We start from the raw sequence: 26,578 nt of genomic DNA on the forward strand, positions 1-26,578 counted from the left end.
CATGGCCGACATCCTCGACAAGATCGTTGCCGTCAAACACCAGGAAGTGGCGGCGCTGAAGCAGCGCACGCCGCTCGATGCGATCCGCTTCGACGCCGAGAGCCGCGTGCTCACGCGCGACTTCGTCGGCGCCCTGCGCGGCAAGATTGCAGCGGGCCAGGCCGCGGTGATCGCGGAGGTCAAGAAGGCGAGCCCGAGCAAGGGCGTGATCCGCACCGACTTCATCCCGGCCGACATCGCGCAGAGCTACGCCGAGGGCGACGGCACGGTCAGCGCGGCCTGCCTTTCGGTGCTGACCGACAAGCAGTTCTTCCAGGGCAGCATCGACTTTCTCAAGCAGGCGCGCGCCTCGTGCGAGTTGCCGGTGCTGCGCAAGGATTTCATGGTCGATGCGTGGCAGATCTACGAATCGCGCGCGATCGGCGCCGACGCGATCCTGCTGATCGCCGCCGTGCTCGACGACGCACAGATGAAGGACTTCGAAGCCATCGCGCTCGGGCTGGGCATGGCGGTGCTGGTCGAGGTGCACGACGCGGCCGAACTCGAACGCGCGCTGCGGCTCAAGACGCCGTTGGTCGGCGTGAACAACCGCAACCTGCGCAACTTCGAGGTGTCGATCCGGACCACGATCGACCTGTTGCCCAAATTGCCGGCCGACCGGTTGCTCGTCACCGAATCGGGCATTGCCACGCGCGAGGATGTCGCTGCGCTGCGCGCGGCCGGGATTCACGCCTTCCTGGTCGGCGAGGCCTTCATGCGCGCCGACGAGCCGGGCGACGCGCTCGCCGCCTTGTTTCGCTGAAAGGCCGGCCATGCCTGAAGTTCGTGGCGACCAACTGGCGAGCAACAACCCTTCGGACTGGCCCGTCGCGCCCGGCTGGCAGCCGCTGGTGGCCGATTTCTTCGGCAGCGCGGTCGGGCAGAAGCTGCTGGGCTTTCTGGGCGAGCGGCTCGACGCCGGCGCTGTGATTTTTCCGCCACAGCCGCTGCGCGCCCTCGAACTCACGCCGCCCGAGCAGGTACGGGTGGTCATCCTGGGCCAGGACCCGTACCACGGCCGCGGCCAGGCCGAGGGGCTGGCCTTTTCGGTCGCACCCGGCGTGGCGCTGCCGCCGTCGCTGCGCAACATCTTCAAGGAACTCGCGCGCGACCTCGGTACGGCCCCGCCGCCGTTCCCGAATCCGGGCGGCAGCCTCGTCAAGTGGGCGAAAAACGGCGTGCTGCTGCTCAACACCTGCCTCACGGTCGAGGAGGCCCAGCCCGCCAGCCATGCCGGCCGCGGCTGGGAGGTGCTGACCGACGCGGTGATCCGCCACGTCGCGCAGGGCGAGCGGCCCGTGGTTTTCATGCTCTGGGGCTCGCATGCCCAGAGCAAACGCGCGCTGATCGACATGAAGCGCCACAAGGTGCTGACCGCCAATCACCCCTCGCCGCTGTCCGCCCTGCGGCCGCCGGCGCCGTTCATCGGTTGCGGCCATTTCGGGCAGGCGCGCGCCTGGCGGGAAGCGCAGGGCACCGGCGCGGTGCAAAATCCCGGCTGAACCGGTCGACGGGGTGCGGCAACCGTGCTATATTCCGAGGTTCGCCGGAGAGGTGGCCGAGTGGTTAATGGCAGCAGACTGTAAATCTGCCCTCTTACGAGTACGCTGGTTCGAATCCAGCCCTCTCCACCAGCGATGAATTTGGTTTCTAAGAGCGATTGGATCTAGCGCTTTGGGTGCCTTGAAGTGCCCCTGATGCGGGAGTAGTTCAATGGTAGAACCCCAGCCTTCCAAGCTGATGACGCGGGTTCGATTCCCGTCTCCCGCTCCAGAGACTCGGTTCAGCGCCGGAAAAGCGATGGTTAGACAAAAGCCCTTTTGGCTCAGTGGTAGAGCACTCCCTTGGTAAGGGAGAGGTCGCGGGTCCGATTCCCGCAAAGGGCACCATTTCAGGGTGCGGCTGAGAGTTTGCACCGGGTTGGCGGCTTGTCATTTCGACGACGCGGCCCCATGTCAGTCTGTTGATCTAGTTATTTTTCGGAGTCGAGAAAATGGCAAAAGGTAAATTCACCCGCACCAAGCCGCACGTGAACGTGGGCACGATCGGTCACGTTGACCACGGCAAGACCACGCTGACGGCGGCGATTGCGACGGTGCTGTCGGCCAAGTTCGGCGGCGAAGCCAAGGCGTACGACCAGATCGACGCGGCCCCTGAAGAAAAGGCCCGCGGCATCACGATCAACACCGCGCACGTCGAATACGAAACGGCCAACCGCCACTACGCACACGTCGACTGCCCCGGCCACGCTGACTATGTAAAGAACATGATCACCGGCGCCGCCCAGATGGACGGCGCCATCTTGGTGTGCTCGGCCGCTGACGGCCCGATGCCCCAGACCCGTGAACACATCCTGCTGGCCCGCCAGGTCGGTGTGGGTTACATCATCGTCTTCCTGAACAAGTGCGACATGGTGGACGACGCCGAGCTGCTCGAGCTGGTCGAAATGGAAGTGCGCGAACTCCTGGACAAGTACGAGTTCCCGGGCGACGACACCCCGATCATCCACGGCTCGGCCAAGCTCGCTCTCGAAGGCGACAAGGGCAAGCTGGGCGAAGAAGCCATCATGAAGCTGGCCGAAGCACTCGACACCTACATCCCGACGCCCGAGCGCGCCGTGGACGGCACCTTCCTGATGCCCGTGGAAGACGTGTTCTCGATCTCGGGTCGCGGCACCGTGGTGACCGGCGCTGTCGAGCGTGGCGTGATCAAGGTTGGCGAGGAAATCGAGATCGTCGGCATCCGCCCGACCGTCAAGACCACCTGCACCGGCGTGGAAATGTTCCGCAAGCTGCTGGACCAAGGTCAAGCTGGCGACAACGTGGGCGTGCTGCTGCGCGGCACCAAGCGCGAAGAAGTCGAGCGCGGCCAAGTGCTGTGCAAGCCGGGTTCGATCAAGCCGCACACGCACTTCACCGCTGAAGTCTATGTGCTGAGCAAGGACGAAGGCGGCCGTCACACGCCGTTCTTCAACAACTACCGTCCGCAGTTCTACTTCCGCACGACGGACGTGACCGGCGCGATCGAGCTGCCGACCGACAAGGAAATGGTCATGCCCGGCGACAACGTGAGCATCACCGTCAAGCTGATCAACCCGATCGCGATGGAAGAAGGCCTGCGCTTCGCCATCCGTGAAGGCGGCAAGACGGTCGGCTCGGGTGTCGTGGCAAAGATCCTCGCCTGATCACGGAGGGGTATAGCTCAATTGGCAGAGCGTCGGTCTCCAAAACCGAAGGTTGTAGGTTCGATTCCTACTGCCCCTGCCACCTGACGGTGGTGTTGTGAGCAAGGCAAAAAGCCCGTCGTACCCACGACGGGCTTCGGCGTCTCAGGACGTTGCGTTGAATTGAAGGCCGAAAGGCCGCAGGAAATCCGCCCAAGATGGCTACTTCTCAAATCGAAACCGTGAGCACCGGCGCTGACAAGGCCAAGTTGGCTGCGGCAGTGGTGTTGGCGGTGGGCGCCATCGTGGCGTTCTACCTGCTCTCGCGCCAGGGCCCGCTGGTGCAGTGGGCTGCCTTGCTGGTGGGTCTGGCGGTGGCGGTCGGCGCTTTTGTGAGCTCCGAGAACGGCCGTCAACTGGTGGCTTTTGGCCGCGACTCCTGGCGCGAAGTGCGCAAGGTGGTCTGGCCGACGCGCAAGGAGGCCATCCAGATGACCGCCTACGTGTTCGTGTTCGTCGTGGTCATGTCGATCTTCCTTTGGCTCACCGACAAGACCCTCGAATGGGTGTTTTTTGACCTCATTCTGGGTTGGAGAAAGTAATGACCGAAGAAGTTGAAGTGTCTGCAGAAGTGACGTCGGCCATGCCGCCGCCCGCCAATCCGGATCTGCGCTGGTACGTGGTCCATGCCTACTCGGGCATGGAAAAGGCGGTCGAGCGCAACATCGTCGAGCGCATCACGCGCGCCGGCATGCAGGACAAGTTCGGCCGCATCCTGGTGCCGACCGAAGAAGTGGTCGAGATCAAGAACGGCCAGAAGCGCACCACCGAACGCCGCTTCTTCCCGGGCTACGTGCTGGTCGAAATGATCATGGACGACGAGAGCTGGCACCTGGTGAAGCACACCAACAAGGTGACCGGTTTCGTCGGTGGCGCCAAGAATCGCCCGGCCCCGATTTCGCAGAAGGAAGTCGAAGACATCGTCAACCAGATGCAGCAGGGCACTGAAAAGCCGCGCCACAAGGTCGAGTTCGTGGTGGGCGAGTTCGTGCGCGTCAAGGAAGGCCCGTTCACGGACTTCAACGGCACGATCGAAGACGTCAACTACGAGAAGAACAAGGTGCGCGTGTCGGTCATGATTTTCGGCCGCGCCACGCCGGTGGAGCTTGGCTTCTCCGAAGTCGAGAAAACCTGAGTTTCAAACACTGCGCGCATTTCCGGCTCGGCGCGCAGGCAGGTTCCAAGAGTCGTTAACCCCCGGGGAGCTGCGGCGAAAGCCAAGGCGTCATCACCCGCAAGGAGTAAGTCATGGCGAAAAAAATCGTCGGCTTCATCAAGCTGCAAGTGCCAGCTGGTAAGGCCAACCCGTCACCGCCGATCGGCCCCGCACTGGGTCAGCGCGGTTTGAACATCATGGAGTTCTGCAAGGCGTTCAACGCCCAGACCCAGGGCGTCGAGCCCGGTCTGCCGCTGCCGGTGATCATCACCGCCTTCGCGGACAAGAGCTTCACTTTCATGATCAAGTCGCCGCCGGCCGGCGTCCTGATCAAGAAGGCCATCAAGCTGGACAAGGGCTCGGCCCGTCCGCACACCGACAAGGTCGGCAAGATCACGCGCGCCCAGCTCGAAGAGATCGCCAAGACCAAGATGAAGGACCTGACCGCAGCCGATATGGATGCGGCCGTTCGAACCATCGCCGGAACTGCCCGCTCGATGGGTGTGACTGTGGAGGGCGTTTAAATGTCCAAGCTGACCAAGAAGCAAAAAGCGCTCACCGGCAAGGTTGACAGCAACAAGCTGTATCCGCTGGTCGACGCGATCGGCATCATCAAGGAAGCCGCCACCGCCAAGTTCGACGAATCGATCGACGTGGCCGTGCAACTCGGCATCGATGCCAAGAAGTCGGACCAAGTGGTGCGTGGCGCCGTCGTGATGCCCAATGGCACCGGCAAGACCAAGCGCGTGGCTGTGTTCGCCCAGGGCGCAAAGGCTGAAGAAGCCAAGGCCGCCGGTGCCGACATCGTCGGCATGGACGACCTGGCTGCGATGGTCAAGGCGGGCGACATGCCTTTCGACGTGGTCATCGCCGCGCCGGACGCCATGCGCGTGGTCGGTACTCTCGGCCAGATCCTCGGCCCGCGCGGCCTGATGCCCAACCCCAAGGTTGGCACGGTCACGCCGGACGTCGCCCAGGCAGTTCGCAACGCCAAGGCCGGCCAGGTGCAGTTCCGCGTCGACAAGGCCGGCATCGTGCACGGCACGATCGGCCGTCGTTCCTTCGACACCGACAAGCTGCAAGGCAATCTGGCTGCGCTGATCGAAGCGCTGGTCAAGGCCAAGCCGGCCACCAGCAAGGGTGTCTACCTGCGCAAGGTGGCAGTGTCGTCGACCATGGGTGTGGGTGTCCGCGTGGACACGCAAACCATTTCGGCGAGCTGAAGAAGTAGTAAGTAATTTGCCCCGTCGGTCAAACGGTGGGGCGATGTGGTGGGTCGTGGCGTCTTCGGTCGCCGCGAGCCATCCAAGACCGCTGGTGTGCAGGGCAGCCTGTACTTAATCGCACTGTCATCGCACAGGGCAATCAGCGCAGATGGCGATCCCGCTGCAAAGGATTTGTTTCCTGAACGGTTGGTCGCTGCATGTAGCGCGTCCCGAGGCTCTGGCCGGAGGGCGCATTAAAAGGAGTAGACCTTGAGTCTGAATCGCAGTGAGAAAGAAGCGGTCATCGGTGACGTGACCAGCCTCGCCGCAAAAGCTCAAACGCTCGTTCTGGCGGAATACCGTGGCATCACGGTTGCCGATATGACCAAACTGCGCAACGAAGCGCGCAGCAAGGGTGTGACTCTCAGCGTGTTCAAGAACACGCTGGCACGCCGTGCTGTCGCTGGTAGCGCATTTGAAGTCCTCGGTGACCAGATGACCGGTCCGCTGATCTACGGTTTTTCCGTCGACGCCGTGGCTGCCGCGAAAGTGGTGGCCGATTTCGCGAAGACCAACGACAAGTTGGTGATTCGCGGTGGCGCTTTCGGTGGCAAGACCCTGGACGTGAACGGCGTGAAGCAACTGGCCAGCATCCCTTCGAAGGAAGTGTTGTTGGCGCAGCTGCTGGGCTTGATGCAGTCCCCCATTTCCCGTACCGCCCGCGTTCTCGCGGCGCTGGCCGCGAAGCGTGGTGGTGGCGAAGCAGCAGCAACCGATGCACCGGCGCAAGCCGACGCGCAGCCCGCATAAGCCGGCTTGCGTTTGAACATTTCAACCCAATTGTTAGGAAACAAAAATGGCATTCGATAAAGACGCATTTCTGACCGCGCTTGACAGCATGACGGTCCTGGAACTCAACGACCTGGTGAAAGCCATCGAAGAGAAGTTCGGCGTGAGCGCTGCCGCCATGGCAGGCCCTGCTGCTGCCGGCCCTGCCGCCGCCGTGGCCGAAGAGCAAACCGAGTTCAACGTCATGCTGATGGATGCAGGCGCGAACAAGGTCTCGGCGATCAAGGCCGTGCGCGAAATCACCGGCCTGGGCCTCAAGGAAGCCAAGGACCTGGTGGAAGCCGCTCCCAAGGCCGTCAAGGAAGGCCTGTCCAAGGCTGACGCCGAAGCCGCCAAGAAGAAGCTGGAAGACGCTGGCGCCAAGGTGGAACTGAAGTAATTCAGTCGCCTTGAAGGGCTGGAGGTGCCTGAAAAGGCCCTCCAGCCTTTGCCGCTTTCAGAGCGTGCCCCTCACCGATGCCTGCGGCACCGGTGAAGTGTTCGGAGAAACACCGGAAAGACGATTCTTCGAGTCTTTTTTCCAGTGTTTTCTGACCCCGACTGCAGAAGACCCCTTGGTTCGGGTGATGTGCAATGCATCACCGTCCGCCAACGGCTGGTAGTGGCCAGCCGCCAAGGAGTGGTGCGTATGCATCCGACCCAAGTCGCTGAAGATCTCAAGCTCCGGAGCTCTCATGGCCTACTCATACACAGAACGCAAGCGCATCCGAAAAAGTTTCGGCAACCGCGACAGCGTCGTTGAAATCCCGTACCTGCTGCAAATGCAGAAAGACGCGTACACCGCGTTCCTGCAAGCTGGCATCGCCCCGCAAAAACGCACCGTCGAGGGCCTGCAGGCCGCATTCGACGCTGCGTTCCCGATCGTCTCGCACAACGGTTTTGTCGAGATGAAGTTCCTCGAGTACAACCTCGCGAAGCCGGCTTTCGACGTGCGCGAGTGCCAGACCCGCGGCCTGACCTTCGCCTCGGCCGTGCGCGCCAAGGTGCAGCTCATCATTTACGACCGCGAATCGTCGACCTCGCAGTCGAAGGTGGTCAAGGAAGTGAAGGAACAAGAGGTCTACATGGGCGAAGTGCCGCTCATGACCGAAAAGGGTTCCTTCATCATCAACGGTACCGAGCGCGTCATCGTGTCGCAGCTGCACCGTTCGCCGGGCGTGTTCTTCGAACACGACAAGGGCAAGACCCATTCGAGCGGCAAGCTGCTGTTCTCGGCCCGCGTGATCCCCTATCGCGGTTCGTGGCTCGACTTCGAGTTCGACCCGAAGGACATGCTGTACTTCCGCGTCGACCGTCGCCGCAAGATGCCGGTCACGATCCTGCTGAAGGCGATCGGCCTGAACCCGGAATCGATCCTCGCGAACTTCTTCGTGAACGACAACTTCCGCCTGATGGACAGCGGCGCCCAGATGGAGTTCGTCGCCGAGCGCCTGCGCGGCGAAGTGGCCCGTTTCGACATCACCGACAAGTCGGGCAAGGTCGTGGTCGCCAAGGACAAGCGCGTCACGGCACGCCACACGCGCGAACTCGAGCAGTCCGAAACCACGCACATCAGCGTGCCGGAAGACTTCCTGGTCGGCCGCGTGATCGCGCGCAACATCGTCGACACCGATTCGGGCGAAATCCTGGCCAAGGCCAATGACGAACTGACCGAAGCGCTGCTCAAGAAGCTGCGCACGGCCGGCGTGCAGGACGTTCAGGTGATCTACACCAACGAACTGGACCAGGGCGCCTACATCTCGCAAACGCTGCGCATCGACGAAACCGTCGACGAATTCGCAGCCCGCGTGGCCATCTACCGCATGATGCGCCCCGGCGAGCCGCCGACGGAAGACGCAGTGCAAGCGCTGTTCCAGCGCCTGTTCTACAACCCGGACACGTACGACCTGTCACGCGTCGGCCGCATGAAGTTCAACGCCAAGGTCGGCCGCGACGAATCGACCGGCCCGATGGTGCTGACCAACGAAGACATCCTGGCCGTGGTCAAGATCCTCGTGGATCTGCGCAACGGCAACGGCGAAGTGGACGACATCGATCACCTCGGCAACCGCCGCGTGCGTTGCGTCGGCGAACTGGCCGAAAACCAGTACCGCACCGGCTTGGCACGTATCGAGAAGGCCGTGAAGGAACGTCTGGGCCAGGCGGAGCAAGAGCCGCTGATGCCGCACGACCTGATCAACAGCAAGCCGATCTCGGCCGCCCTGAAGGAATTCTTCGGCGCCTCGCAGCTGTCGCAGTTCATGGATCAGACCAACCCGCTGTCCGAAATCACCCACAAGCGCCGCGTGTCGGCCCTTGGCCCGGGCGGTCTGACGCGTGAACGCGCCGGCTTCGAAGTGCGTGACGTGCACGTCACCCATTACGGCCGCGTGTGCCCGATCGAAACGCCTGAAGGCCCGAACATCGGCCTGATCAACTCGCTGGCCCTGTACGCCCGCCTGAACGAATACGGCTTCATCGAGACGCCCTACCGTCGCGTGGTCGACAGCAAGGTCACGATGGACATCGACTACCTGTCGGCCATCGAAGAAGGCAAGTACGTCATTGCGCAGGCCAACGCGGCCCTCGACAAGGACGGCAAGCTGACCGGCGACCTGGTCTCGGCGCGCGAAACCGGCGAATCGATCCTGGTCGGCGCCGAGCGCGTCCAGTACATGGACGTGTCGCCCGCACAGATCGTGTCGGTGGCTGCTTCGCTGGTGCCGTTCCTCGAGCACGACGATGCAAACCGCGCGCTGATGGGCGCCAACATGCAGCGTCAGGCCGTGCCGGTGCTGCGCCCCGAAAAGGCCTTCGTCGGTACCGGCATCGAGCGCGTCTCGGCGGTCGACTCGGGCACTGTGGTCACGGCCACGCGCGGCGGTATCGTCGACTACGTCGATGCCACCCGCATCGTGGTGCGCGTCAACGACGCCGAAGCCACGGCCGGTGAAGTCGGTGTCGACATCTACAACCTGATCAAGTATCAGCGTTCGAACCAGAACACCAACATCCACCAGCGTCCGATCGTCAAGCGCGGCGACAAGATCGCCAAGGGCGACGTGGTGGCCGACGGTGCTTCCACCGACCTCGGCGAACTGGCCCTCGGCCAGAACATGCTGGTCGCGTTCATGCCGTGGAACGGCTACAACTTCGAAGACTCGATCCTGATCTCGGAACGCATCGTTGCCGAAGACCGCTACACCTCGATCCACATCGAGGAACTGGTGGTGATGGCACGCGACACCAAGCTCGGCGCCGAAGAAATCACGCGCGACATCCCGAACCTGGCCGAGCAGCAGCTCAACCGCCTCGACGAATCCGGCATCATTTATGTCGGCGCCGAAGTGCAGCCGGGCGACACGCTGGTGGGCAAGGTCACGCCGAAGGGTGAGACCACGCTGACGCCTGAAGAGAAGCTGCTGCGCGCCATCTTCGGCGAGAAGGCTTCCGACGTGAAGGACACCTCGCTGCGTGTGGATCAGGGCTCGCAAGGCACCGTGATCGACGTGCAGGTGTTCACCCGCGAAGGCATCACGCGCGACAAGCGCGCCCAGCAGATCATCGACGACGAGCTCAAGCGCTTCCGCCTCGATTTGAACGACCAGCTTCGCATCGTCGAAGCCGACGCGTTCGACCGGATCGAGAAGCTCTTGACCGGCAAGGTCGCCAACGGCGGCCCGAACAAGCTGGCCAAGGGCACCAAGCTCGACAAGGCCTACCTGTCGTCGGTCGAGAAGTTCCACTGGTTCGACATCCGTCCGGCAGAAGACGAAGCGGCTTCGCAGCTCGAGTCGATCAAGAACTCGCTCGAGCAGACGCGCCACAGCTTCGACCTGATGTTCGAAGAAAAGCGCAAGAAGCTCACGCAGGGCGACGAGCTGCCTGCGGGCGTGCTCAAGATGGTCAAGGTCTACCTGGCCGTCAAGCGCCGCCTGCAACCCGGCGACAAGATGGCCGGCCGCCACGGCAACAAGGGTGTGGTGTCGAAGATCGTTCCGGTCGAAGACATGCCCCACATGGCCGACGGCACGCCGTGCGACATCTGCCTGAACCCGCTGGGCGTGCCTTCGCGGATGAACGTCGGGCAGGTGCTCGAAGTGCATCTGGGCTGGGCCGGCAAGGGCATCGGTCAGCGCATCGGCGACCTGCTGCAGCAAGAGGCCAAGGTGGCCGAGCTGCGCAAGTTCATGGAGCAGCTCTACAACGGCTCTGGCCGCAAGGAAGACCTCGGCAAGCTGAGCGACACCGACGTGCTCGAAATGGCAGAGAACCTGTCGACCGGCGCGACCTTCGCGACCCCGGTGTTCGATGGCGCTTCGGAAGAGGAAATCCGCGGCATGCTGAAGCTGGCCTATCCGGACGACATCGCCAAGGCCAAGGGCCTGACCGACACGCGCACGCAGGCCTACCTGTACGACGGTCGCACCGGCGACCAGTTCGAGCGGCCCGTCACGGTCGGCTACATGCACGTGCTGAAGCTGCATCACCTGGTCGACGACAAGATGCACGCCCGCTCCACCGGTCCGTACTCGCTGGTCACGCAGCAACCGCTGGGCGGCAAGGCCCAGTTCGGTGGCCAGCGCTTCGGTGAAATGGAAGTGTGGGCGCTCGAAGCCTACGGCGCCGCCTACGTGCTGCAGGAAATGCTGACGGTGAAGTCCGATGACGTCGTGGGCCGCACCAAGGTCTACGAAAGCATCGTCAAGGGCGAACACTCCATCGAAGCCGGCATGCCGGAATCGTTCAATGTGCTGGTCAAGGAAATCCGTTCCCTGGGCCTGGACATCGAACTCGAACGTTCATAAGCAGACAAGGAAAGAGTCACATGAAATCATTACTCGACCTGTTCAAGCAATTCACGCCCGATGAGCATTTCGATGCCATCAAGATCGGCATGGCTTCGCCCGAGAAGATCCGTTCGTGGTCTTTCGGCGAGGTGAAGAAGCCCGAGACGATCAACTACCGCACCTTCAAGCCCGAACGCGACGGCCTGTTCTGCGCCAAGATCTTCGGGCCCATCAAGGACTATGAATGCCTGTGCGGCAAGTACAAGCGCCTGAAGCACCGCGGTGTCATCTGCGAGAAGTGCGGCGTTGAAGTCACGCAGACCAAGGTTCGCCGCGAGCGCATGGGTCACATCGACCTGGCCGCACCGTGCGCGCACATCTGGTTTCTGAAGTCGCTGCCGTCGCGTCTGGGCCTGGTGCTCGACATGACGCTGCGCGACATCGAACGCGTGCTGTACTTCGAAGCCTACGTGATCACCGATCCCGGCATGACCCCGCTGAAGAAGCGCGACATCATGTCCGAGGACGACTACGACACCAAGCGCAAGGAATACGGTGACGAGTTCGTCGCCAAGATGGGCGCCGAAGGCATCAAGGATCTGCTCGAAGGCATCGAACTCGACAGCGAGATCGAGCGCCTGCGCGGCGACCTGACCGGCTCCGAAGTCAAGGTCAAGAAGAACTCCAAGCGCCTCAAGGTGCTGGAAGCCTTCCGCAAGTCGGGCATCAAGCCCAACTGGATGGTGCTCGACGTGCTGCCCGTGCTGCCGCCGGACCTGCGTCCGCTGGTGCCGCTGGACGGCGGCCGCTTCGCGACCTCCGACCTGAACGACCTGTATCGCCGCGTCATCAACCGCAACAGCCGCCTGCGCCGCCTGCTGGAGCTCAAGGCTCCGGAAATCATCGCGCGCAACGAAAAGCGGATGCTGCAGGAAGCTGTGGACTCGCTGCTGGACAACGGCCGTCGCGGCAAGGCCATGACGGGCGCCAACAAGCGTGCGCTCAAGTCGCTGGCCGACATGATCAAGGGCAAGAGCGGTCGTTTCCGCCAGAACTTGCTGGGCAAGCGCGTCGACTACTCGGGCCGTTCGGTCATCGTGGTGGGCCCGACGCTCAAGCTGCACCAGTGCGGCTTGCCGAAGCTGATGGCGCTCGAACTGTTCAAGCCCTTCATCTTCTCGCGCCTCGAAGCCATGGGCATCGCGACCACGATCAAGGCTGCCAAGAAGGAAGTCGAATCGGGCACGCCGGTGGTCTGGGACATCCTGGAAGAAGTGATCAAGGAACACCCGGTCATGCTGAACCGTGCGCCCACGCTGCACCGTTTGGGCATCCAGGCGTTCGAGCCGATCCTGATCGAAGGCAAGGCGATCCAGCTGCATCCGCTGGTTTGCGCGGCATTCAACGCCGACTTCGACGGCGACCAGATGGCCGTCCACGTGCCGCTGTCGGTGGAAGCGCAGATGGAAGCCCGCACGCTGATGCTGGCGTCCAACAACGTGCTGTTCCCGGCTTCGGGCGAACCGTCGATCGTTCCTTCGCAGGACGTGGTGCTGGGTCTGTACTACACGACCCGCGACCGCATCAACGCCAAGGGCGAGGGCCTGATCTTCTCCGACATCGGTGAAGTCCAGCGCGCGCTCGACGCCAACGTGGTCGAGCTCACTGCCAAGATCGCTGTGCGCATCACGGAATACGCCAAGGACAAGGAAACCGGCGAATTCACGGCGTCGACCTCGCTGGTCGACACCACCGTGGGCCGTGCACTGCTGTCCGAGATCCTGCCGAAGGGCCTGCCGTTCTCGAACATCAACAAGGCGCTGAAGAAGAAAGAGATCTCGAAGCTCATCAATGTCTCGTTCCGCAAGTGCGGCCTGAAAGAGACGGTCGTGTTCGCCGACAAGCTGCTGCAAAACGGCTTCCGTCTGGCAACCAAGGCCGGTATCTCGATCGCCATCGACGACATGCTGGTGCCCGCTGAAAAGCACGGCATCATCGAGCGTTCGGCCAAGGAAGTGAAAGAGATCGAGCAGCAGTACGTCTCGGGTCTCGTGACCTCCGGTGAACGCTACAACAAGGTGGTGGACATCTGGGGCAAGGCCGGCGACGAAGTGTCGAAGGTCATGATGGCCAAGCTGTCGAAGCAGAAGGTCATCGACCGCCACGGCAAGGAAGTCGAGCAGGAGTCGTTCAACTCGATCTACATGATGGCCGACTCGGGTGCGCGCGGTTCCGCCGCGCAGATCCGCCAGGTGGCCGGCATGCGGGGCCTGATGGCCAAGCCCGACGGCTCGATCATCGAGACGCCCATTACCGCGAACTTCCGCGAAGGCCTGAACGTGCTGGAGTACTTCATCTCCACCCACGGTGCCCGTAAGGGTCTGGCCGACACGGCGCTGAAGACGGCGAACTCGGGTTACCTGACGCGTCGTCTGGTCGACGTGACGCAGGACTTGGTGGTGACCGAGCAGGATTGCGGCACGCACGGCGGCTACCTGATGCGCGCGATCGTCGAAGGCGGTGAAGTGATCGAGTCGCTGCGCGACCGAATCCTCGGCCGTTCGGCGGCCGAAGACGTGCTGCACCCGGAAAACCGTTCGGTGCTGTTGCCTGCCGGCGCGATGTTCGACGAAGACAACATCGAAGTGCTCGAAGCGCAGGGCGTGGACGAGGTCAAGGTGCGCACGGCGCTGACCTGCGACACCCGCTTCGGCATCTGCGCGACCTGCTACGGCCGCGACCTCGGCCGCGGCGGCCTGATCAACATCGGCGAAGCGGTCGGTGTGATCGCGGCGCAGTCGATCGGCGAACCCGGCACGCAGTTGACGATGCGGACCTTCCACATCGGTGGTGCCGCCTCGCGCGCTGCCATCGCTTCGAGCGTGGAAGCCAAGTCGAACGGCACGATCGGCTTCAACGCCACGATGCGCTACGTGACCAACAGCAAGAGCGAGCTGGTCGTGATCTCGCGTTCGGGCGAAATCGTCATCCATGACGAGCACGGCCGCGAGCGCGAACGTCACAAGGTGCCGTACGGCGCGATCCTGGCCGTCAAGGCCGACCAGCAGATCAAGGCCGGCCACGTGCTCGCCAACTGGGATCCGCTGACGCGCCCGATCATCACCGAGTTCGCCGGCAAGACCCACTTCGAGAATGTCGAAGAAGGCCTCACCGTCGCCAAGCAGGTGGACGAAGTGACCGGTCTGTCGACCCTGGTCGTGATCGATCCGAAGCGCCGCGGCGCCACCAAGGTCGTGCGTCCGCAGGTCAAGCTGATCGACGCTTCGGGCGCCGAGGTGAAGATCCCCGGCACCGACCACTCGGTGACGATCGGCTTCCCGATCGGCTCGCTGGTGCAGATCCGCGACGGCCAGGACGTGGGCCCCGGCGAAGTGCTGGCGCGCATTCCGGTCGAAGGCCAGAAGACGCGCGACATCACCGGCGGTCTGCCGCGTGTGGCCGAGCTGTTCGAAGCCCGTTCGCCGAAGGACAAGGGCACGCTGGCCGAAATGACGGGTACCGTGTCGTTCGGCAAAGAAACCAAGGGCAAGGTTCGCCTGCAGATCACCGATCCGGAAGGCACGGTTCACGAAGAACTGGTGCTCAAGGAAAAGAACATTTTGGTGCACGAAGGCCAGGTGGTGAACAAGGGCGAGTCGGTGGTCGACGGCCCGGCCGATCCGCAGGACATCCTGCGCCTGCTGGGTTCGGAAGAACTGGCGCGCTACATCGTGGACGAGGTGCAGGACGTGTACCGCCTGCAGGGTGTGAAGATCAACGACAAGCACATCGAGGTGATCGTTCGCCAGATGCTGCGTCGCGTCGTGGTCGACAACATCGGCGACACCAACTACATCTCGGGTGAACAGGTCGAACGCAGCGAAATGCTCAACACCAACGACGCCCTGCGCGCCGAAGGCAAGATCCCCGCGACGTTCACCAACCTGCTGCTCGGTATCACGAAGGCATCGCTCTCGACCGACTCGTTCATCTCCGCGGCGTCCTTCCAGGAAACCACGCGGGTGCTGACCGAAGCCGCGATCATGGGCAAGCGCGACGAGCTGCGCGGCCTGAAGGAAAACGTCATCGTTGGCCGCCTGATCCCCGCGGGTACCGGCATGGCCTACCACCAGGCGCGCAAGGTCAAGGACGCGATGGACGAGGCCGAGCGCCGCGCCATTGCCGACTCCGAAGCCGCCGAGCTGGCTGGCAACTCGGCTGGCAGCGACGAGGCCACGACGGCCACGGTCGATGCCAACGAAGGTGCTGCGAGCGAATAACCCGCAGCGCAGCCCGGCCATGACCGGCCCGAAACGCCCCCTTTCCGCCTGCGGATCGGGGGCGTTTTTTTGCCTGCGCACCACCTCCCATGCATCTTCTGCCCGATAACTGGCCACTCTGGGTCGGCGCCGCACTGGTGCTGTTCTGGTTCGTCGGCGCGCACAACCGGCTGATGCGGCTGCGCTCCGTTGCCTTGCAGGCCTACGCAACGCTCGATGCCGCGCTGTTGCGCCAGCTCGACTTTGTCCAGGGCCAGGCGGCGCAGGCCGAACCGGTGGCCGACGGCGCCGGCGATGCGTCCGCCGCGGCATCGCTGCGTGCGGCCACCGGTCAGCTCACCACCATGCTGGCCGCGACCCGGCTGCACCCGCTCGACCCGCAGGCGGTGGCGGCGCTCGGAACGGCGCTGCGCGTGCTGCTGGCGGCCTGGCAGCGGCTGCATCCCGAAGCCGGCCTGAGCTTCGATGCCGACGGCACCCTGTCACGTCCGGCGCCGCTCGGCGGGCGGCGCGAGGCCGCTTCGCACCCTTCGGCCGAGCCCATCGTCTGGCCCGAGCCTTCGGCGGCGGCCGAGATCGCGCGCGGCCAGTTCAATCTGGCGGTGGCTCAGTACAACACCGCGGTCGGCCAGTTTCCGGCACTGCTGGTGGCCTGGGCGTTCCGTCTGCGCCGCGCCGCGCCCTTGCTCTGAAGCCGTTGTTACCATTCACCGCTTGTCAGACCTTCCCGCACCTTCCTCCTCATCGCCGCAACTGCAGCCACCGTTGTGGCGCCAGTTGCAGCTGACCGCCAACGCGTTGGCTTCCATCCGTGCCGGCACCTCGGGCAGCGCCGCCTTCGAGGCGGTCGAGCCCGGGCTGCGCCCCGGCGTGCAGGCGCTCGGCTTCCAGGCGCTGCGTTGGCTCGGCCGCGCCGAAGCGCTGCGGCGCCAGCTTGCCAAGCGCACGCCACCGCCGGCTGCCGACGCGCTGCTGTGCACCGCGCTCGCGCTCGGCTGGGACGCGACCCACTCGCCGTACGAGCCGTTCACGCTGGTCGATCAGGCCGTCGAAGCCGCCAAGCGCGATCCCGCCACCCGGGCCCAGGCCAGCTTCATCAACGCTTGCCTGCGGCGCTTTCTGCGCGAGCGCGACGCGCTGGTCGAGCTCACCGACCGCGAGCCGGTGGCCCAGTGGAATCACCCGCGCTGGTGGATCGAGCGCCTGAAGCGCGACCACCCGCGCGACTGGCAACGCGTGCTGGCGGCTGACAACCAGCAACCGCCGCTGACGCTGCGGGTCAATGCGCGAAAAACGGCCGTGGCGCCCTACCTGCGGGCGCTGGAGGCCGTGAATCTCGCAGCCACGCCGGTCGGTGTCAGCGGCCTGCAGCTGGTACGGGCGCGCCCGGTGCAGCAATTGCCCGGCTTTGCCGAAGGCGAGTTCTCGGTGCAGGACAGCGCAGCGCAACTGGCGGCGCCACTGCTGCTCGACGGCCTGTCGAGCGGCGCCGGGCCGCTGCGCGTGCTCGACGCCTGCGCCGCGCCCGGCGGCAAGACGGCCCACCTGGTCGAGCATGCCGGTACGCGGCCGATCGAGGTCACCGCCCTCGAGATCGACGCTGCGCGCAGCCGCCGCATCGGCGAGACCCTGGCCCGCCTCGGCCTGCAGGCGCAGGTGCTGGTTGCCGACGCCGTCCGGCCCGAGAGCTGGTGGGACGGCCGCCCCTTCGACGCCATCCTGCTCGACGCGCCGTGCACCGCCTCGGGCATCGTGCGCCGGCATCCCGACGTGCGCTGGCTGCGCCGCGAAAGCGACATCGAGCAACTGGCCGTGCAGCAGGCCATGCTGCTGGCGGCGCTCTGGCCGCTGGTGCGGCCCGGCGGACGCCTGCTGTACTGCACCTGCTCGGTGTTCAGGCAAGAGGGCTCGCACCAAATAGACGCGTTCCTTGCACACAACACCGAGGCCCGTTTGCGGCCTTCGCCGGGCCATTTGCTGCCCCAAAGCACGGGGAATGCGCGCGCCGTCCCGGACAATGCGTTGGGTGAACACGACGGTTTCTTTTACGCCCTGCTCGAAAAGCAAGCCCGCTGACCGGCCTGCCGGCCGCCTTGCGGCTTGGCTTGGCGCACTGCTGCTGGCCACTTGGCTGGGCTGGTTCCCCACCCCGGCTGCGGCGCAGGCGCCGCTCACCGAGATCACCCAGCTCCGGCTGGAGCGCAGCGGCGACAGCATCTACCTGAACGCCGCCGTGCAGTTCGATCTGCCGGCGCTGGTCGAGGAAGTGCTCGACAAGGGCATCGCCATCTATTTCGTGGCCGACGCGGAGCTGTTCCGTGAGCGCTGGTACTGGACGGACCAGAAGATGGCCCAGGTTTCGCGCCACATGCGCCTGGCCTACCAGCCGCTCACCCGGCGTTGGCGGCTCAACGTGTCGCCGGTGCCGATCACCAATGCCGGTTTCGGCGCCACGCTGAACCAGAACTTCGAGACGCTGGCCGATGCCCTCGACGCGGTCAAACGCATCGGCCGCCTGCGCATGGGCGACGTGGCCGAGATCGGCGACGATCCGGTGCACGCAGTGCAGTTCCGTTTTCGGCTCGACACCACGCAGTTGCCTCGCCCGTTCCAGATCGGCGTGGCCGGCCAGGCCGACTGGAACATCACGGCCGAGCGCACCGCCAAGCTGACGTTGGAGAAGTCCCGGTGAGCCCGATGCCCGGAGACGACGCGAACGACACGGCGGCCACCGCCGCCCGGCTGGGCCGCCGCACCCGGGCGGTGCGCTGGGCGCTCGGGGTCGGGGCGGCGGCGCTCACGGCCATCGGGCTGGTCATGATGTTCCTGCTGGCGCAGGCGACCAACAACCGCGCACTCTACGAGCGCAACTACGCGCGGCTGTTCGGCATCAACGTGGTGGTTGCTGCGCTGTTGATGCTGGTGATCGGCTGGGTCGCTTTCCGCCTGGTGCGCCGGTTGCGCCAGGGCAAGTTCGGCAGCCGGCTGCTGATCAAGCTGGCCGCGATCTTCGCGCTGGTGGGCGTGGTGCCGGGCGTGCTGATCTACGTGGTGTCGTACAACTTCATGTCGCGCTCGATCGAGAGCTGGTTCGACGTCAAGGTCGAAGGGGCGCTCGACGCCGGCCTGAACCTCGGCCGCGCCACGCTCGATTCGCTGTCTGACGATCTGGCCACCAAGGCACGCACCGCCAGTTCGCAACTGGCCGACGTGCCCGACGCGAGCGCCGGCCTGGTGCTGGAGCGCATCCGCGACCAGCTCGGCGCCAGTGACGTGGTGCTCTGGACCGGCGCCGGGCAGCTGGTGGCAGGTGCCGGCGCCTCGCGCTTCCAGATCAACCCCGAGCGGCCCACGCCCCAGCAGTTCCGCCAGGCGCGCACCGACCGCGCGGTCGCGCGCATCGAGGGCCTGGACGAGGCTTCGCCGGTGCCGGGCGCTCCGCCTCCCCCCGCTGCGGTGCACGCGCTCACGATGGTGCAGCGGCCGGGCTTCGACTTCAGCAGCGAGCCCCGCTTCCTGCAGGTCACGCGGCCGCTGCCACCTGCCGTGGTGGCCAACGCGCTCGCGGTGCAGGAGGCAAATCGCGAGTACCAGGAGCGTGCGCTGGCGCGCGAAGGTTTGCGCCGCATGTACATCGGCACGCTGACCTTGTGCCTGTTCCTTTCGGTGTTCGGTGCAGTGCTGCTGGCCGTGCTGTTCGGCAACCAGCTCGCGCGCCCGCTGCTGGTGCTGGCCGACGGCGTGCGCCAGGTGGCCGCCGGCGACCTGCGGCCCACCGCCGTGCTGCAGGGCAAGGACGAACTCGGCGGCCTGACGCGCTCCTTCGCCGTCATGACGCAGCAGCTGGCCGACGCGCGCGGCGCGGTCGAAAAGACCATGGGCGAGCTCGATGCCGCGCGCGGCAACCTGCAGACCATCCTCGACAACCTCACCTCCGGCGTGATCGTGCTCGACGCGGCCGGCACCGTGCTGTCGACCAACCCGGGCGCCACGCGCGTGCTGCGTGCGCCGCTGGCCGCCTTCGAGGGCCAGGCACTGGCGGAGGTGCCGGGGCTGGCGGAGTTCGCGCACAACGTGCAGCAGCAGTTCGACGAATTCCAGGTCGAGCGCGCACAGCACGGCCTCGACCACTGGCAGCACGCCTTCGAACTGCACCCGACCGGCAACAGCATGGCGCAGGACGCGGTCAACATCGTCGCGCGCGGCGCCGAGCTGCCGGGTGCGGCGCGGTTGCTGGTGTTCGACGACATCTCCGAAATCGTGTCGGCGCAGCGCGCGCAGGCCTGGGGCGAAGTGGCGCGCCGCCTGGCCCACGAGATCAAGAATCCGCTCACCCCGATCCAGCTCTCGGCCGAACGGCTCGAGATGAAGCTGGCCGGCAAGGTCGATGCACCTGAGCAGGCGATCCTGACCAAGTCGGTGAAGACCATCGTCGACCAGGTCGATGCGATGAAGCGGCTGGTCAACGAGTTCCGTGACTATGCGCGCCTGCCCGCCGCCGACCTGAAACCGGTCGACCTCAACGCCCTGGTGGCCGATGTGCTGAACCTCTATGAAGCCGAGAATGCATCGGTGGTGGTGCGGGCCGACCTCGACGCGCGCTGCCCGCCGATTCGCGGCGACGCGCAGCAACTGAGGCAGGTGATACACAATCTGTTGCAAAACGCCCAGGACGCGACCGAGACCGCGCGGCGCGACAACGCCGCCGCCGGCGAAGTCATCGTGCGCACCCGGCTCGGCGATTCGGGCCAGCGCGTGCGGCTCACGGTGCAGGACAGCGGCCACGGCTTCGCGGAGAACATCCTCAAGCGCGCCTTCGAGCCCTACGTCACCACCAAGACCAAGGGCACCGGCCTCGGCCTCGCAGTGGTCAAGAAAATCGCCGACGAGCACGGCGCACGCATCGAGCTTTCGAATCGCATGTTCGAGGGGGCTGTAGCGGGGGCCCAAGTCTCGCTATCATTCGCGCTGGCGGGCGACGTACCTGCCAACCCCGCAACATCCGAAGAACACACGCCCACTACCGTCGCCTGAGCGCGTACAACCAAGCATTCATGGCAAACATTCTTGTGGTCGACGACGAGCTGGGCATTCGCGACCTGCTCTTCGAAATTCTCAACGACGAGGGCCACAACGTCGAACTCGCCGAAAACGCCGCGGAAGCGCGTGCGGCGCGGCAGCGCGCCCGGCCCGACCTGGTGTTGCTCGACATCTGGATGCCCGATACCGACGGCGTGACGCTGCTCAAGGAGTGGTCGACCGCTGGCCTCCTCAGCATGCCGGTGATCATGATGAGCGGCCACGCCACCATCGACACCGCGGTCGACGCGACGCGCATCGGCGCCTTCGCCTTTCTTGAAAAGCCCATCACGCTGCAGAAGCTTCTGAAAGCGGTGGAGCAGGGCCTGGCGCGGGAAAGCGCGCGCCGCGCTGCCGCGAGCGTAGTGCCGACAACCAGCCACTTCGCCGCTGCCGTGACCACCACCGACGCCGGCCTGATGCAGTTGCCCGCGATGCCGCCCGCCGCCGAACCCGGCCCGCGCGCGACGCAGAGCTTCGACCTCGACCGCCCGCTGCGCGACGCGCGCGATGGTTTCGAGAAGGCCTACTTCGAGTTCCACCTTGCGATGGAAAACGGCTCGATGACCCGCGTGGCAGAGAAGACCGGCCTGGAGCGCACGCATCTTTATCGCAAGTTGAAGCAACTCGGCGTCGATCTTTCAAGAGGCCGCCGAAGCGCTGTATAATCGAAGGCTCCATACCAAGGCCCGGTAGCTCAGTTGGTAGAGCAGCGGATTGAAAATCCGCGTGTCGGTGGTTCGATTCCGCCCCAGGCCACCATCTTTCTTTCTCAAGCGGTTCCGCTGAAGCTCAAGGTCCTTGCAAATCAAGGACTTAGCCTGAAAAGGCGGCTCAGACGGTGTCGCCAAATCCCACCAAGTCCCGCATTTGCGTGTACCCACGCCGGTACCCCAGACTGTGTTTCATCAACAGTCTTTTTCTGGGTACCAAAATGGGACGTCTCAACGACCTGAAGATCAAGTCCGCGAAGCCGCGCGACAAGGAATACTTGCTGGCTGACGGGGAGGGCCTCTACCTTCGCGTGCGGCCCACCGGCAAGGCATGGGCCTTTCGATATCGGAGCGGTACAGAGGAGGTGAAGCTCAGCCTCGGCGCCTACCCCGCGGTGCCGCTGGCCGAAGCACGTACCAAGGCGCGGATTGAAGCCGGCAAGCTTGCCGCCGGGATCGACGTGCGCCTGGCCCGGCGTGAGCAGGACGAGAAGCGCCGCGTCCAGCGCCTCAACACTTTCGAGCTGCTGGCGCGAGCCTGGCATGCACAGGCGCAAAAGGACCGTCAGTGGTCGTCCGGCTACGCGCAAAAGGTTCTGCGCCACCTCGAAGTCCACGTCTTCCCCTGGCTGGGGGGCTTGCCCATGCCCTCCATCCTTCCGACGGAGGCGGTTCGCTGCCTGCACCGGATCAAGGACCGCGGGACGCTCGAAACGGCACTGCGGGTGCGCGAAGCCATGATCCATGTGTTTCAGTACGCGGTGGACGTTGGCGCGCTTGAGCCGGCGGCGAACTTCATGAACAGCCGCACAGGGGGCCTGCCGCCGCCGCGCTCTCGGCACTATGCGGCCATCACGGATGCCGGCCAACTCGCGCAGCTTCTGCGTGACATCCAAGCCTACAACGGCAATATTCTCACGCGCATGGCGCTGCGGCTGATGCCCATGCTGTTCCAACGCCCTGGCCAGTTGCGCCTGTCGCACTGGGAGGACTTCGACCTGGATGCGGCCATGTGGCGTTGCCCGCCCGAGAAGATGAAGCTGCGAGAGTGGCAAAAGCGTGACGCGCGCACGCCGGCGCACCTGGTGCCGTTGCCGAAGCAAGCCGTGGCCATCCTTCGCGACATCCTGCCGCTGACGGGTCCAGAGGGGCCTGTGTTCCGCAGCATCTCGCGCCGTTCCGAAGCGAGCCGCTACATGAGCGACAACACCGTCAACGCGGCGCTGCGCACCATGGGCTACGACACCAAGGAGGACATCACGGGGCATGGCTTCCGGGCGACTGCCCGGACACTGATCCGTGAACTGCTCGGCTGGGATCGCGAGGTCATCGAGCGCCACCTGGCGCATGTGTCCGACGAGGAACTCGGGGGTAGCTATGACCGCGCCGTCTTTCTTGAGCAGCGTCGGGAAATGGCGCAGGCTTGGGCTGATCTGCTGGACGACCTGGAGGCTGGGCGCGAGGTCATGCCCATGCCGCGAGAAGTCCGCGCTGGTGCTACGGCTGCGCGCCAGCCCTCGGAAGCCCGTGGTCTGCAGCGGCTTGCGGTGGCGTAGGGGCGGTATAGCAGGCCGGGTCCTCGATCCAGCGTTGCAGCGCCTCTCTGGCCCAGCCAGAGGCCTTGCCACCCAAATGGACTGGGGCAGGGAACCGGCCCTCCGCGACGCGCCGGTAGATCGTGGACCGGCTCAGCGCCGTGATTCGCACCACGTCGCGCAGCCGGTAGTACGCCGGTTGGGCCTTGCTGGTCACCGGAGGCGGTGGAGGCGGGGGAAAGATCATGCAAACTCCATCAGACAAGAATGAGTGCAAGCATGCGTTTAATGGCGTTCCGTGTGAACCCAGCGCGTCGCAAGCCATCGCAGACAGGCGCAGGTCCCGTATTCAGTCGCGGATGGCGCCGAGCATTAGGAACATTTATGAATCTGTTTGAACCGGTCGTCGATGAGGGCAGACAACACCAGCACTTCAAAACAGTGCTGGCACCGGAACACGCAGCAAGCCGTCAGGTCGTGGAGGCCTGGGCGGATGGGTTTCCGAATCGAGACGGGAAGTTTGTCCAGGAATTTCAGCTCTCGTTCAACTCGCCCTTTTGGGAGATCTACCTTTACGCCGTTTTTCGCGAGTACGGTTTTGGCTTCGATTGGTCGCACGCGTCCCCTGACTTTGCACTGGCGCACCATGGGCAATTCTTTTGCGTGGAGGCGGTGACGGCGAATGCGGCTGATGGCAAGCCCAACGAATGGGATATCAGGTTTAACCCCGAGAAGCCGCTCGAGTTTGAACTCGACCTCGAAGCGCTGAACCGCGAAGCGATGGTGCGGCTGGCCAATGCGATCTACGGCAAGCACCGCAAGTACCTGAACTCCTATTCGAAACTCGGGCATGTTGCTGGCAAGCCGTTCGTGCTAGCCGTTGCCCCATTCGAGCAGCCGCGTTTCAATCACCAGTACAACCGGCCCATCAAGGCTGTGCTCTATGACCACTACGTGGATGAACCTGCGTACCAGAAGAATCCTGCAGCGTATCCAAATGGGCCGCCGAATAGGAATCTCGGTTTCGTCACTAAGGATAATGGAGCCGACATCGAACTGGGCGTGTTCAATGATGACCGCATGCGCCACATCAGCGCGGTGCTGTTCTCATGCACCGCAACCTATGGCAAGGTCGACGCTCTAGCGCCGCCGTCGGACGGGCGACGCACCATAGTTCAAACCATCTGGGGTTCAGAGCCGGACGGACGGCCCGTAATGCGTGCGGGCTATGCGGAGGAAACGGGCGAGACGCTCACCGACGGGTTGCAGATTTATCACAATCCGTATGCGCAGAATCCACTCGACCCCACAGTGTTCCGTCGGCGTGGAGTGGTGCAAAACTATTTGGATGAGCAGGCTGGTCGGTGGGTCGAGGAGGAGTTGACCCGCAGTTTGTACTTCCGGTTCGCGGTGACAGTGGTGGGGCGCGACGACACCACCGATGCCACCGGCCCAAATGAACCTGAGTCCGCGGAGAACGAATCCCCTCCGCCCCTTGGTGATCAGGAGCCCGCAATAGATTGACGCATAGCCTTGAAAGCACGATCGCGTGCCATGAAAGCTGCCAACATGTGCGGAACAAGTGCAACTGCATCAACCTTCTCGCCGTATGTCTGCGAATGTTGTGCGGCATAGCGATCGAGCATGATCTGCAGATCCCTAGGCACGGTTATCGTGAGCTTCACCGTCGTTGACTTGGGTAATGGACCGAGGCGAAGTTTGGCTGCGCTCATTGCGATGAACCTCTCTGAAAGAACAATGGTTGATAGGGTCGAAGCACCAGGTCTTTGCTCACCATCACTCGCATGGGAAAGCCAGGCCGGATCGTCAATGTTGGCTGAATACTGACGTTGCGTTTTGTGATCTCCTGCCCGACTTGGTTAACTGTGTCCTGGGCACTCTCACGTCCGGCGATGACGATTCGGTTCCCATCGGTGCGGCTCTCCGGCGCTGCCAGCTCGGCACCGATGCCCAGCAGTGTGGACAGCGCAGCGCCAGCCAGGATGCGGTCCCAATGCCAATCGACACCATCTTCAAGCCCGGCGTAGCCTGCAGGATCGATGCCGGGCAGGCGATCCAGTGCCACCGACGACGTGTCGGGCAGGATCAGCCTGGTCCATACCAGCAGGACGCGCCGCTGTCCGAAGGTCACTTGGCTGTCGTAGCGGCCGATCAGTCGCGAACCCTGCGGAATCAGCAGATGACGCCCTGTGGCAGTGTCGTAGACCGCTTCGGACACATTGGCAATGACCTGGCCAGGCAGGTCAGAGTTGATGCCGGTCACCAGCGCCGCCGGGATGATCGTGCCTGCCATCACCTGGTAGGGCGACAACGGCAACTGCAAGCTGCCGGGATTGAGCGTCGCTGCGTCACCCACCTTGGCGACGAACGCCTCCTTCTGATCCTGCCGGTTCTGCACCGCCGTTGGATCAGGGTGCTGCGCTGCGGTGGCAGTGGTCCCCATCGGGTTGAACGGCTGATTGCCTGAAGCCAGTGCCGGAGGATCAACGACGGTCTGCGCGGCGCTCGGCTTCGGTCCGCCGCTGCTTGCACCGCTTCGGAAAAACACTGAAGACCGCGCTGCTTCTTCGGCCGCCAGACGCTCGGCCTGGGCCGGATCGACGCCGCCGCCCGGCGGGCGCGTCTCCATCGGCTGCTGCGCTTTGACGATGGCAGGTCCCAAGTCTCCGGGCAGCGGCTCGCCCAGCACTGGCGGCCCTTGCTTCACAGCCGGCGGAATCCCGGCATAGTCCTTGGGGAGCTGGTCCAGGTTCTCGGCGCGAGAGACGCGATCGACGTTGAACAGCTCGGTGGCCAGATTGCGCTCGCGCTTGTTCGGCTGCAGCGACCACAGGGTGCCGCCGAGCACGGCAGCGGCCAGGACGCCGGCACCGACGGCCAGCATGCGGCGGTTCAGGCGCGTGACGGGGCGCGGCGAAGCGCGCAAGGCCACGGATTCGGGTTCGACCTTCGGGGCTGCGGCCGGCGCCGTATCGGGCATGTCGGACGTCGCCATGCTCAGTTCCTCCGGTTTGCGCCTGTTCCAGCGCCCGCACTGACACCATCGGTGCGCTCGATGCGCACCACCTGCGCCTTGTCGCCGCCCAGCCGCAGTTCGGCCGCGCCGAACAGGCGGTCCACCACGTAGTACGGCGAACGGAAGCGGTAGTTCACCAGTTGCCCATCGCCTTGCGGCCCGATCACGAATAGCGGCGGCAACTCACCTTGGGTGATGCCGCCTGGGAACTGGATGTAGACGCGCTCGCCATCGTCGAAGGCGCGCAGCGGCTTCCACGGCGGACTGTCGCCACTGACGGCGTAGCGAAATCTGATCTGCTCGAGCGTCATGCCGGTTTCCACCGGCGCGCTGGCCTGGGCTTGCTGCGCCTGCTTCTGCAGGGCCTGCATCCGGTCCTTCGGGTAGTCCCAGGACACAGAGGCCATCCAGGCCTGCGGCGTCGACGAGAGTTCGAGCAGGTAGGTGCGACGGTTCGTCGTCACCACCAGGTTGGTCTTCAAGCCAATGCGCGTGGGCTTGACCAGGATGTTCACGCGCAGCGTCACACCTGACCCGCTGGCTGTATCCCCCACGATCCAGCGCACCGTGTCGCCGGCCGAAACCGTCACCAGCTCCTCGCCCTGCTGCAGGGCAATGACGGTGACGCGTCCCGGACTGGTGTAGACCTGATACAGCGCGCCGTCAGCGTAGGGCCAGACCTGGATCGCATTG

22 protein-coding genes and 5 tRNA genes are annotated in these 26,578 nt (G+C 64.4%); 23 read left to right on the forward strand and 4 right to left on the reverse strand.

Annotation, left to right across the window (positions count from 1 at the left end; all coding sequences use genetic code 11):
- Position 1: 1 nt before the first annotated feature.
- The 22 genes from trpC to QTI05_RS12020 all read left to right on the forward strand — a co-directional run bounded on the left by trpC (position 2) and on the right by QTI05_RS12020 (position 22,869).
- Entirely contained in the window at positions 2-802 is an 801-nt protein-coding gene (gene trpC, locus QTI05_RS11915; protein ID WP_286624603.1) for an indole-3-glycerol phosphate synthase TrpC, read from the forward strand.
- A gap of 10 nt (positions 803-812) precedes the next feature.
- Entirely contained in the window at positions 813-1,541 is a 729-nt protein-coding gene (locus tag QTI05_RS11920) for a uracil-DNA glycosylase (protein WP_286624604.1), read from the forward strand.
- A gap of 46 nt (positions 1,542-1,587) precedes the next feature.
- Positions 1,588-1,673, forward strand: a tRNA-Tyr gene (locus QTI05_RS11925).
- A 65-nt stretch (positions 1,674-1,738) separates the two neighbouring features.
- Positions 1,739-1,812, forward strand: a tRNA-Gly gene (locus tag QTI05_RS11930).
- A 41-nt stretch (positions 1,813-1,853) separates the two neighbouring features.
- Positions 1,854-1,928, forward strand: a tRNA-Thr gene (locus tag QTI05_RS11935).
- A gap of 104 nt (positions 1,929-2,032) precedes the next feature.
- Positions 2,033-3,223: an elongation factor Tu gene (tuf, locus tag QTI05_RS11940; protein ID WP_286539813.1), complete on the forward strand. Its 1,191-nt coding sequence runs from the start codon at positions 2,033-2,035 to the stop codon at positions 3,221-3,223.
- A 6-nt stretch (positions 3,224-3,229) separates the two neighbouring features.
- Positions 3,230-3,305, forward strand: a tRNA-Trp gene (locus QTI05_RS11945).
- Positions 3,306-3,420: 115 nt separating this feature from the next.
- Positions 3,421-3,804: a preprotein translocase subunit SecE gene (gene secE / locus QTI05_RS11950; RefSeq protein WP_286539812.1), complete on the forward strand. Its 384-nt coding sequence runs from the start codon at positions 3,421-3,423 to the stop codon at positions 3,802-3,804.
- The gene (gene nusG, locus QTI05_RS11955) at positions 3,804-4,397 is read left to right on the forward strand and encodes a transcription termination/antitermination protein NusG (protein ID WP_286539810.1); all 594 of its coding nucleotides are present in this window, start codon (positions 3,804-3,806) and stop codon (positions 4,395-4,397) included. Before secE ends, nusG begins: the two co-directional genes overlap by 1 nt.
- A gap of 113 nt (positions 4,398-4,510) precedes the next feature.
- Positions 4,511-4,942, forward strand: a complete 432-nt coding sequence (rplK, locus tag QTI05_RS11960) for a 50S ribosomal protein L11 (RefSeq protein ID WP_286539809.1) — start codon at positions 4,511-4,513, stop codon at positions 4,940-4,942.
- Positions 4,943-5,641: a 50S ribosomal protein L1 gene (gene rplA, locus QTI05_RS11965; RefSeq protein WP_286624606.1), complete on the forward strand. Its 699-nt coding sequence runs from the start codon at positions 4,943-4,945 to the stop codon at positions 5,639-5,641.
- A 252-nt stretch (positions 5,642-5,893) separates the two neighbouring features.
- Complete coding sequence (gene rplJ, locus QTI05_RS11970) at positions 5,894-6,433, forward strand: 50S ribosomal protein L10 (protein ID WP_286539807.1); 540 nt, start codon at positions 5,894-5,896, stop codon at positions 6,431-6,433.
- Between the two features lie 46 nt (positions 6,434-6,479).
- Positions 6,480-6,851, forward strand: coding sequence for a 50S ribosomal protein L7/L12 (gene rplL, locus QTI05_RS11975; protein ID WP_286539805.1), 372 nt, complete (start codon positions 6,480-6,482; stop codon positions 6,849-6,851).
- Between the two features lie 295 nt (positions 6,852-7,146).
- The gene (gene rpoB / locus QTI05_RS11980) at positions 7,147-11,259 is read left to right on the forward strand and encodes a DNA-directed RNA polymerase subunit beta (RefSeq protein WP_286624607.1); all 4,113 of its coding nucleotides are present in this window, start codon (positions 7,147-7,149) and stop codon (positions 11,257-11,259) included.
- Between the two features lie 20 nt (positions 11,260-11,279).
- Positions 11,280-15,521, forward strand: coding sequence for a DNA-directed RNA polymerase subunit beta' (gene rpoC, locus QTI05_RS11985; protein ID WP_286624609.1), 4,242 nt, complete (start codon positions 11,280-11,282; stop codon positions 15,519-15,521).
- An 89-nt stretch (positions 15,522-15,610) separates the two neighbouring features.
- Complete coding sequence (locus QTI05_RS11990; protein ID WP_286624611.1) at positions 15,611-16,213, forward strand: LemA family protein; 603 nt, start codon at positions 15,611-15,613, stop codon at positions 16,211-16,213.
- 61 nt (positions 16,214-16,274) lie between these two features.
- Entirely contained in the window at positions 16,275-17,597 is a 1,323-nt protein-coding gene (gene rsmB / locus QTI05_RS11995; RefSeq protein WP_286624671.1) for a 16S rRNA (cytosine(967)-C(5))-methyltransferase RsmB, read from the forward strand.
- A 55-nt stretch (positions 17,598-17,652) separates the two neighbouring features.
- Positions 17,653-18,213, forward strand: a complete 561-nt coding sequence (locus tag QTI05_RS12000; RefSeq protein WP_444812896.1) for a DUF4390 domain-containing protein — start codon at positions 17,653-17,655, stop codon at positions 18,211-18,213.
- 5 nt (positions 18,214-18,218) lie between these two features.
- Positions 18,219-20,555, forward strand: a complete 2,337-nt coding sequence (locus QTI05_RS12005; protein WP_286624672.1) for a sensor histidine kinase — start codon at positions 18,219-18,221, stop codon at positions 20,553-20,555.
- Between the two features lie 20 nt (positions 20,556-20,575).
- Positions 20,576-21,268: a response regulator gene (locus QTI05_RS12010; protein WP_286539799.1), complete on the forward strand. Its 693-nt coding sequence runs from the start codon at positions 20,576-20,578 to the stop codon at positions 21,266-21,268.
- Between the two features lie 18 nt (positions 21,269-21,286).
- Positions 21,287-21,362, forward strand: a tRNA-Phe gene (locus QTI05_RS12015).
- 172 nt (positions 21,363-21,534) lie between these two features.
- Positions 21,535-22,869: a tyrosine-type recombinase/integrase gene (locus tag QTI05_RS12020; protein ID WP_286624612.1), complete on the forward strand. Its 1,335-nt coding sequence runs from the start codon at positions 21,535-21,537 to the stop codon at positions 22,867-22,869.
- On the opposite strand, the gene QTI05_RS12025 is transcribed toward QTI05_RS12020, so the two are convergent.
- On the reverse strand, positions 22,811-23,173 hold the full coding sequence (locus tag QTI05_RS12025; RefSeq protein WP_353505949.1) for a helix-turn-helix transcriptional regulator: 363 nt from the start codon (positions 23,171-23,173) through the stop codon (positions 22,811-22,813). The genes QTI05_RS12020 and QTI05_RS12025 overlap by 59 nt on opposite strands.
- 59 nt (positions 23,174-23,232) lie before the next feature.
- Between QTI05_RS12025 and QTI05_RS12030 the strand changes: the two genes are divergently transcribed.
- Positions 23,233-24,372 (forward strand): hypothetical protein, encoded by a 1,140-nt coding sequence (locus QTI05_RS12030; protein ID WP_286624616.1) that lies wholly within the window; start codon positions 23,233-23,235, stop codon positions 24,370-24,372.
- Here the strand turns inward: QTI05_RS12030 and QTI05_RS12035 are convergent.
- The 3 genes from QTI05_RS12035 to trbG form a co-directional block, all read right to left on the reverse strand.
- Positions 24,351-24,581 (reverse strand): DUF2274 domain-containing protein, encoded by a 231-nt coding sequence (locus QTI05_RS12035; RefSeq protein WP_286624617.1) that lies wholly within the window; start codon positions 24,579-24,581, stop codon positions 24,351-24,353. The genes QTI05_RS12030 and QTI05_RS12035 overlap by 22 nt on opposite strands.
- Positions 24,578-25,864 carry a TraB/TrbI/VirB10 family type IV secretion system protein gene (locus QTI05_RS12040; RefSeq protein WP_286624619.1) on the reverse strand — a complete coding sequence of 429 codons (1,287 nt, stop codon included), beginning with the start codon at positions 25,862-25,864 and terminating at the stop codon, positions 24,578-24,580. Before QTI05_RS12040 ends, QTI05_RS12035 begins: the two co-directional genes overlap by 4 nt.
- Positions 25,865-25,866: 2 nt before the next feature.
- The coding region (gene trbG / locus QTI05_RS12045; protein WP_286624621.1) for a P-type conjugative transfer protein TrbG at positions 25,867-26,578 on the reverse strand (712 nt) is incomplete at its 5' end.

Origin of the sequence: Variovorax fucosicus, assembly GCF_030316825.1 — a bacterium.
Taxonomy (GTDB): Bacteria; Pseudomonadota; Gammaproteobacteria; order Burkholderiales; family Burkholderiaceae_C; genus Variovorax; species Variovorax fucosicus.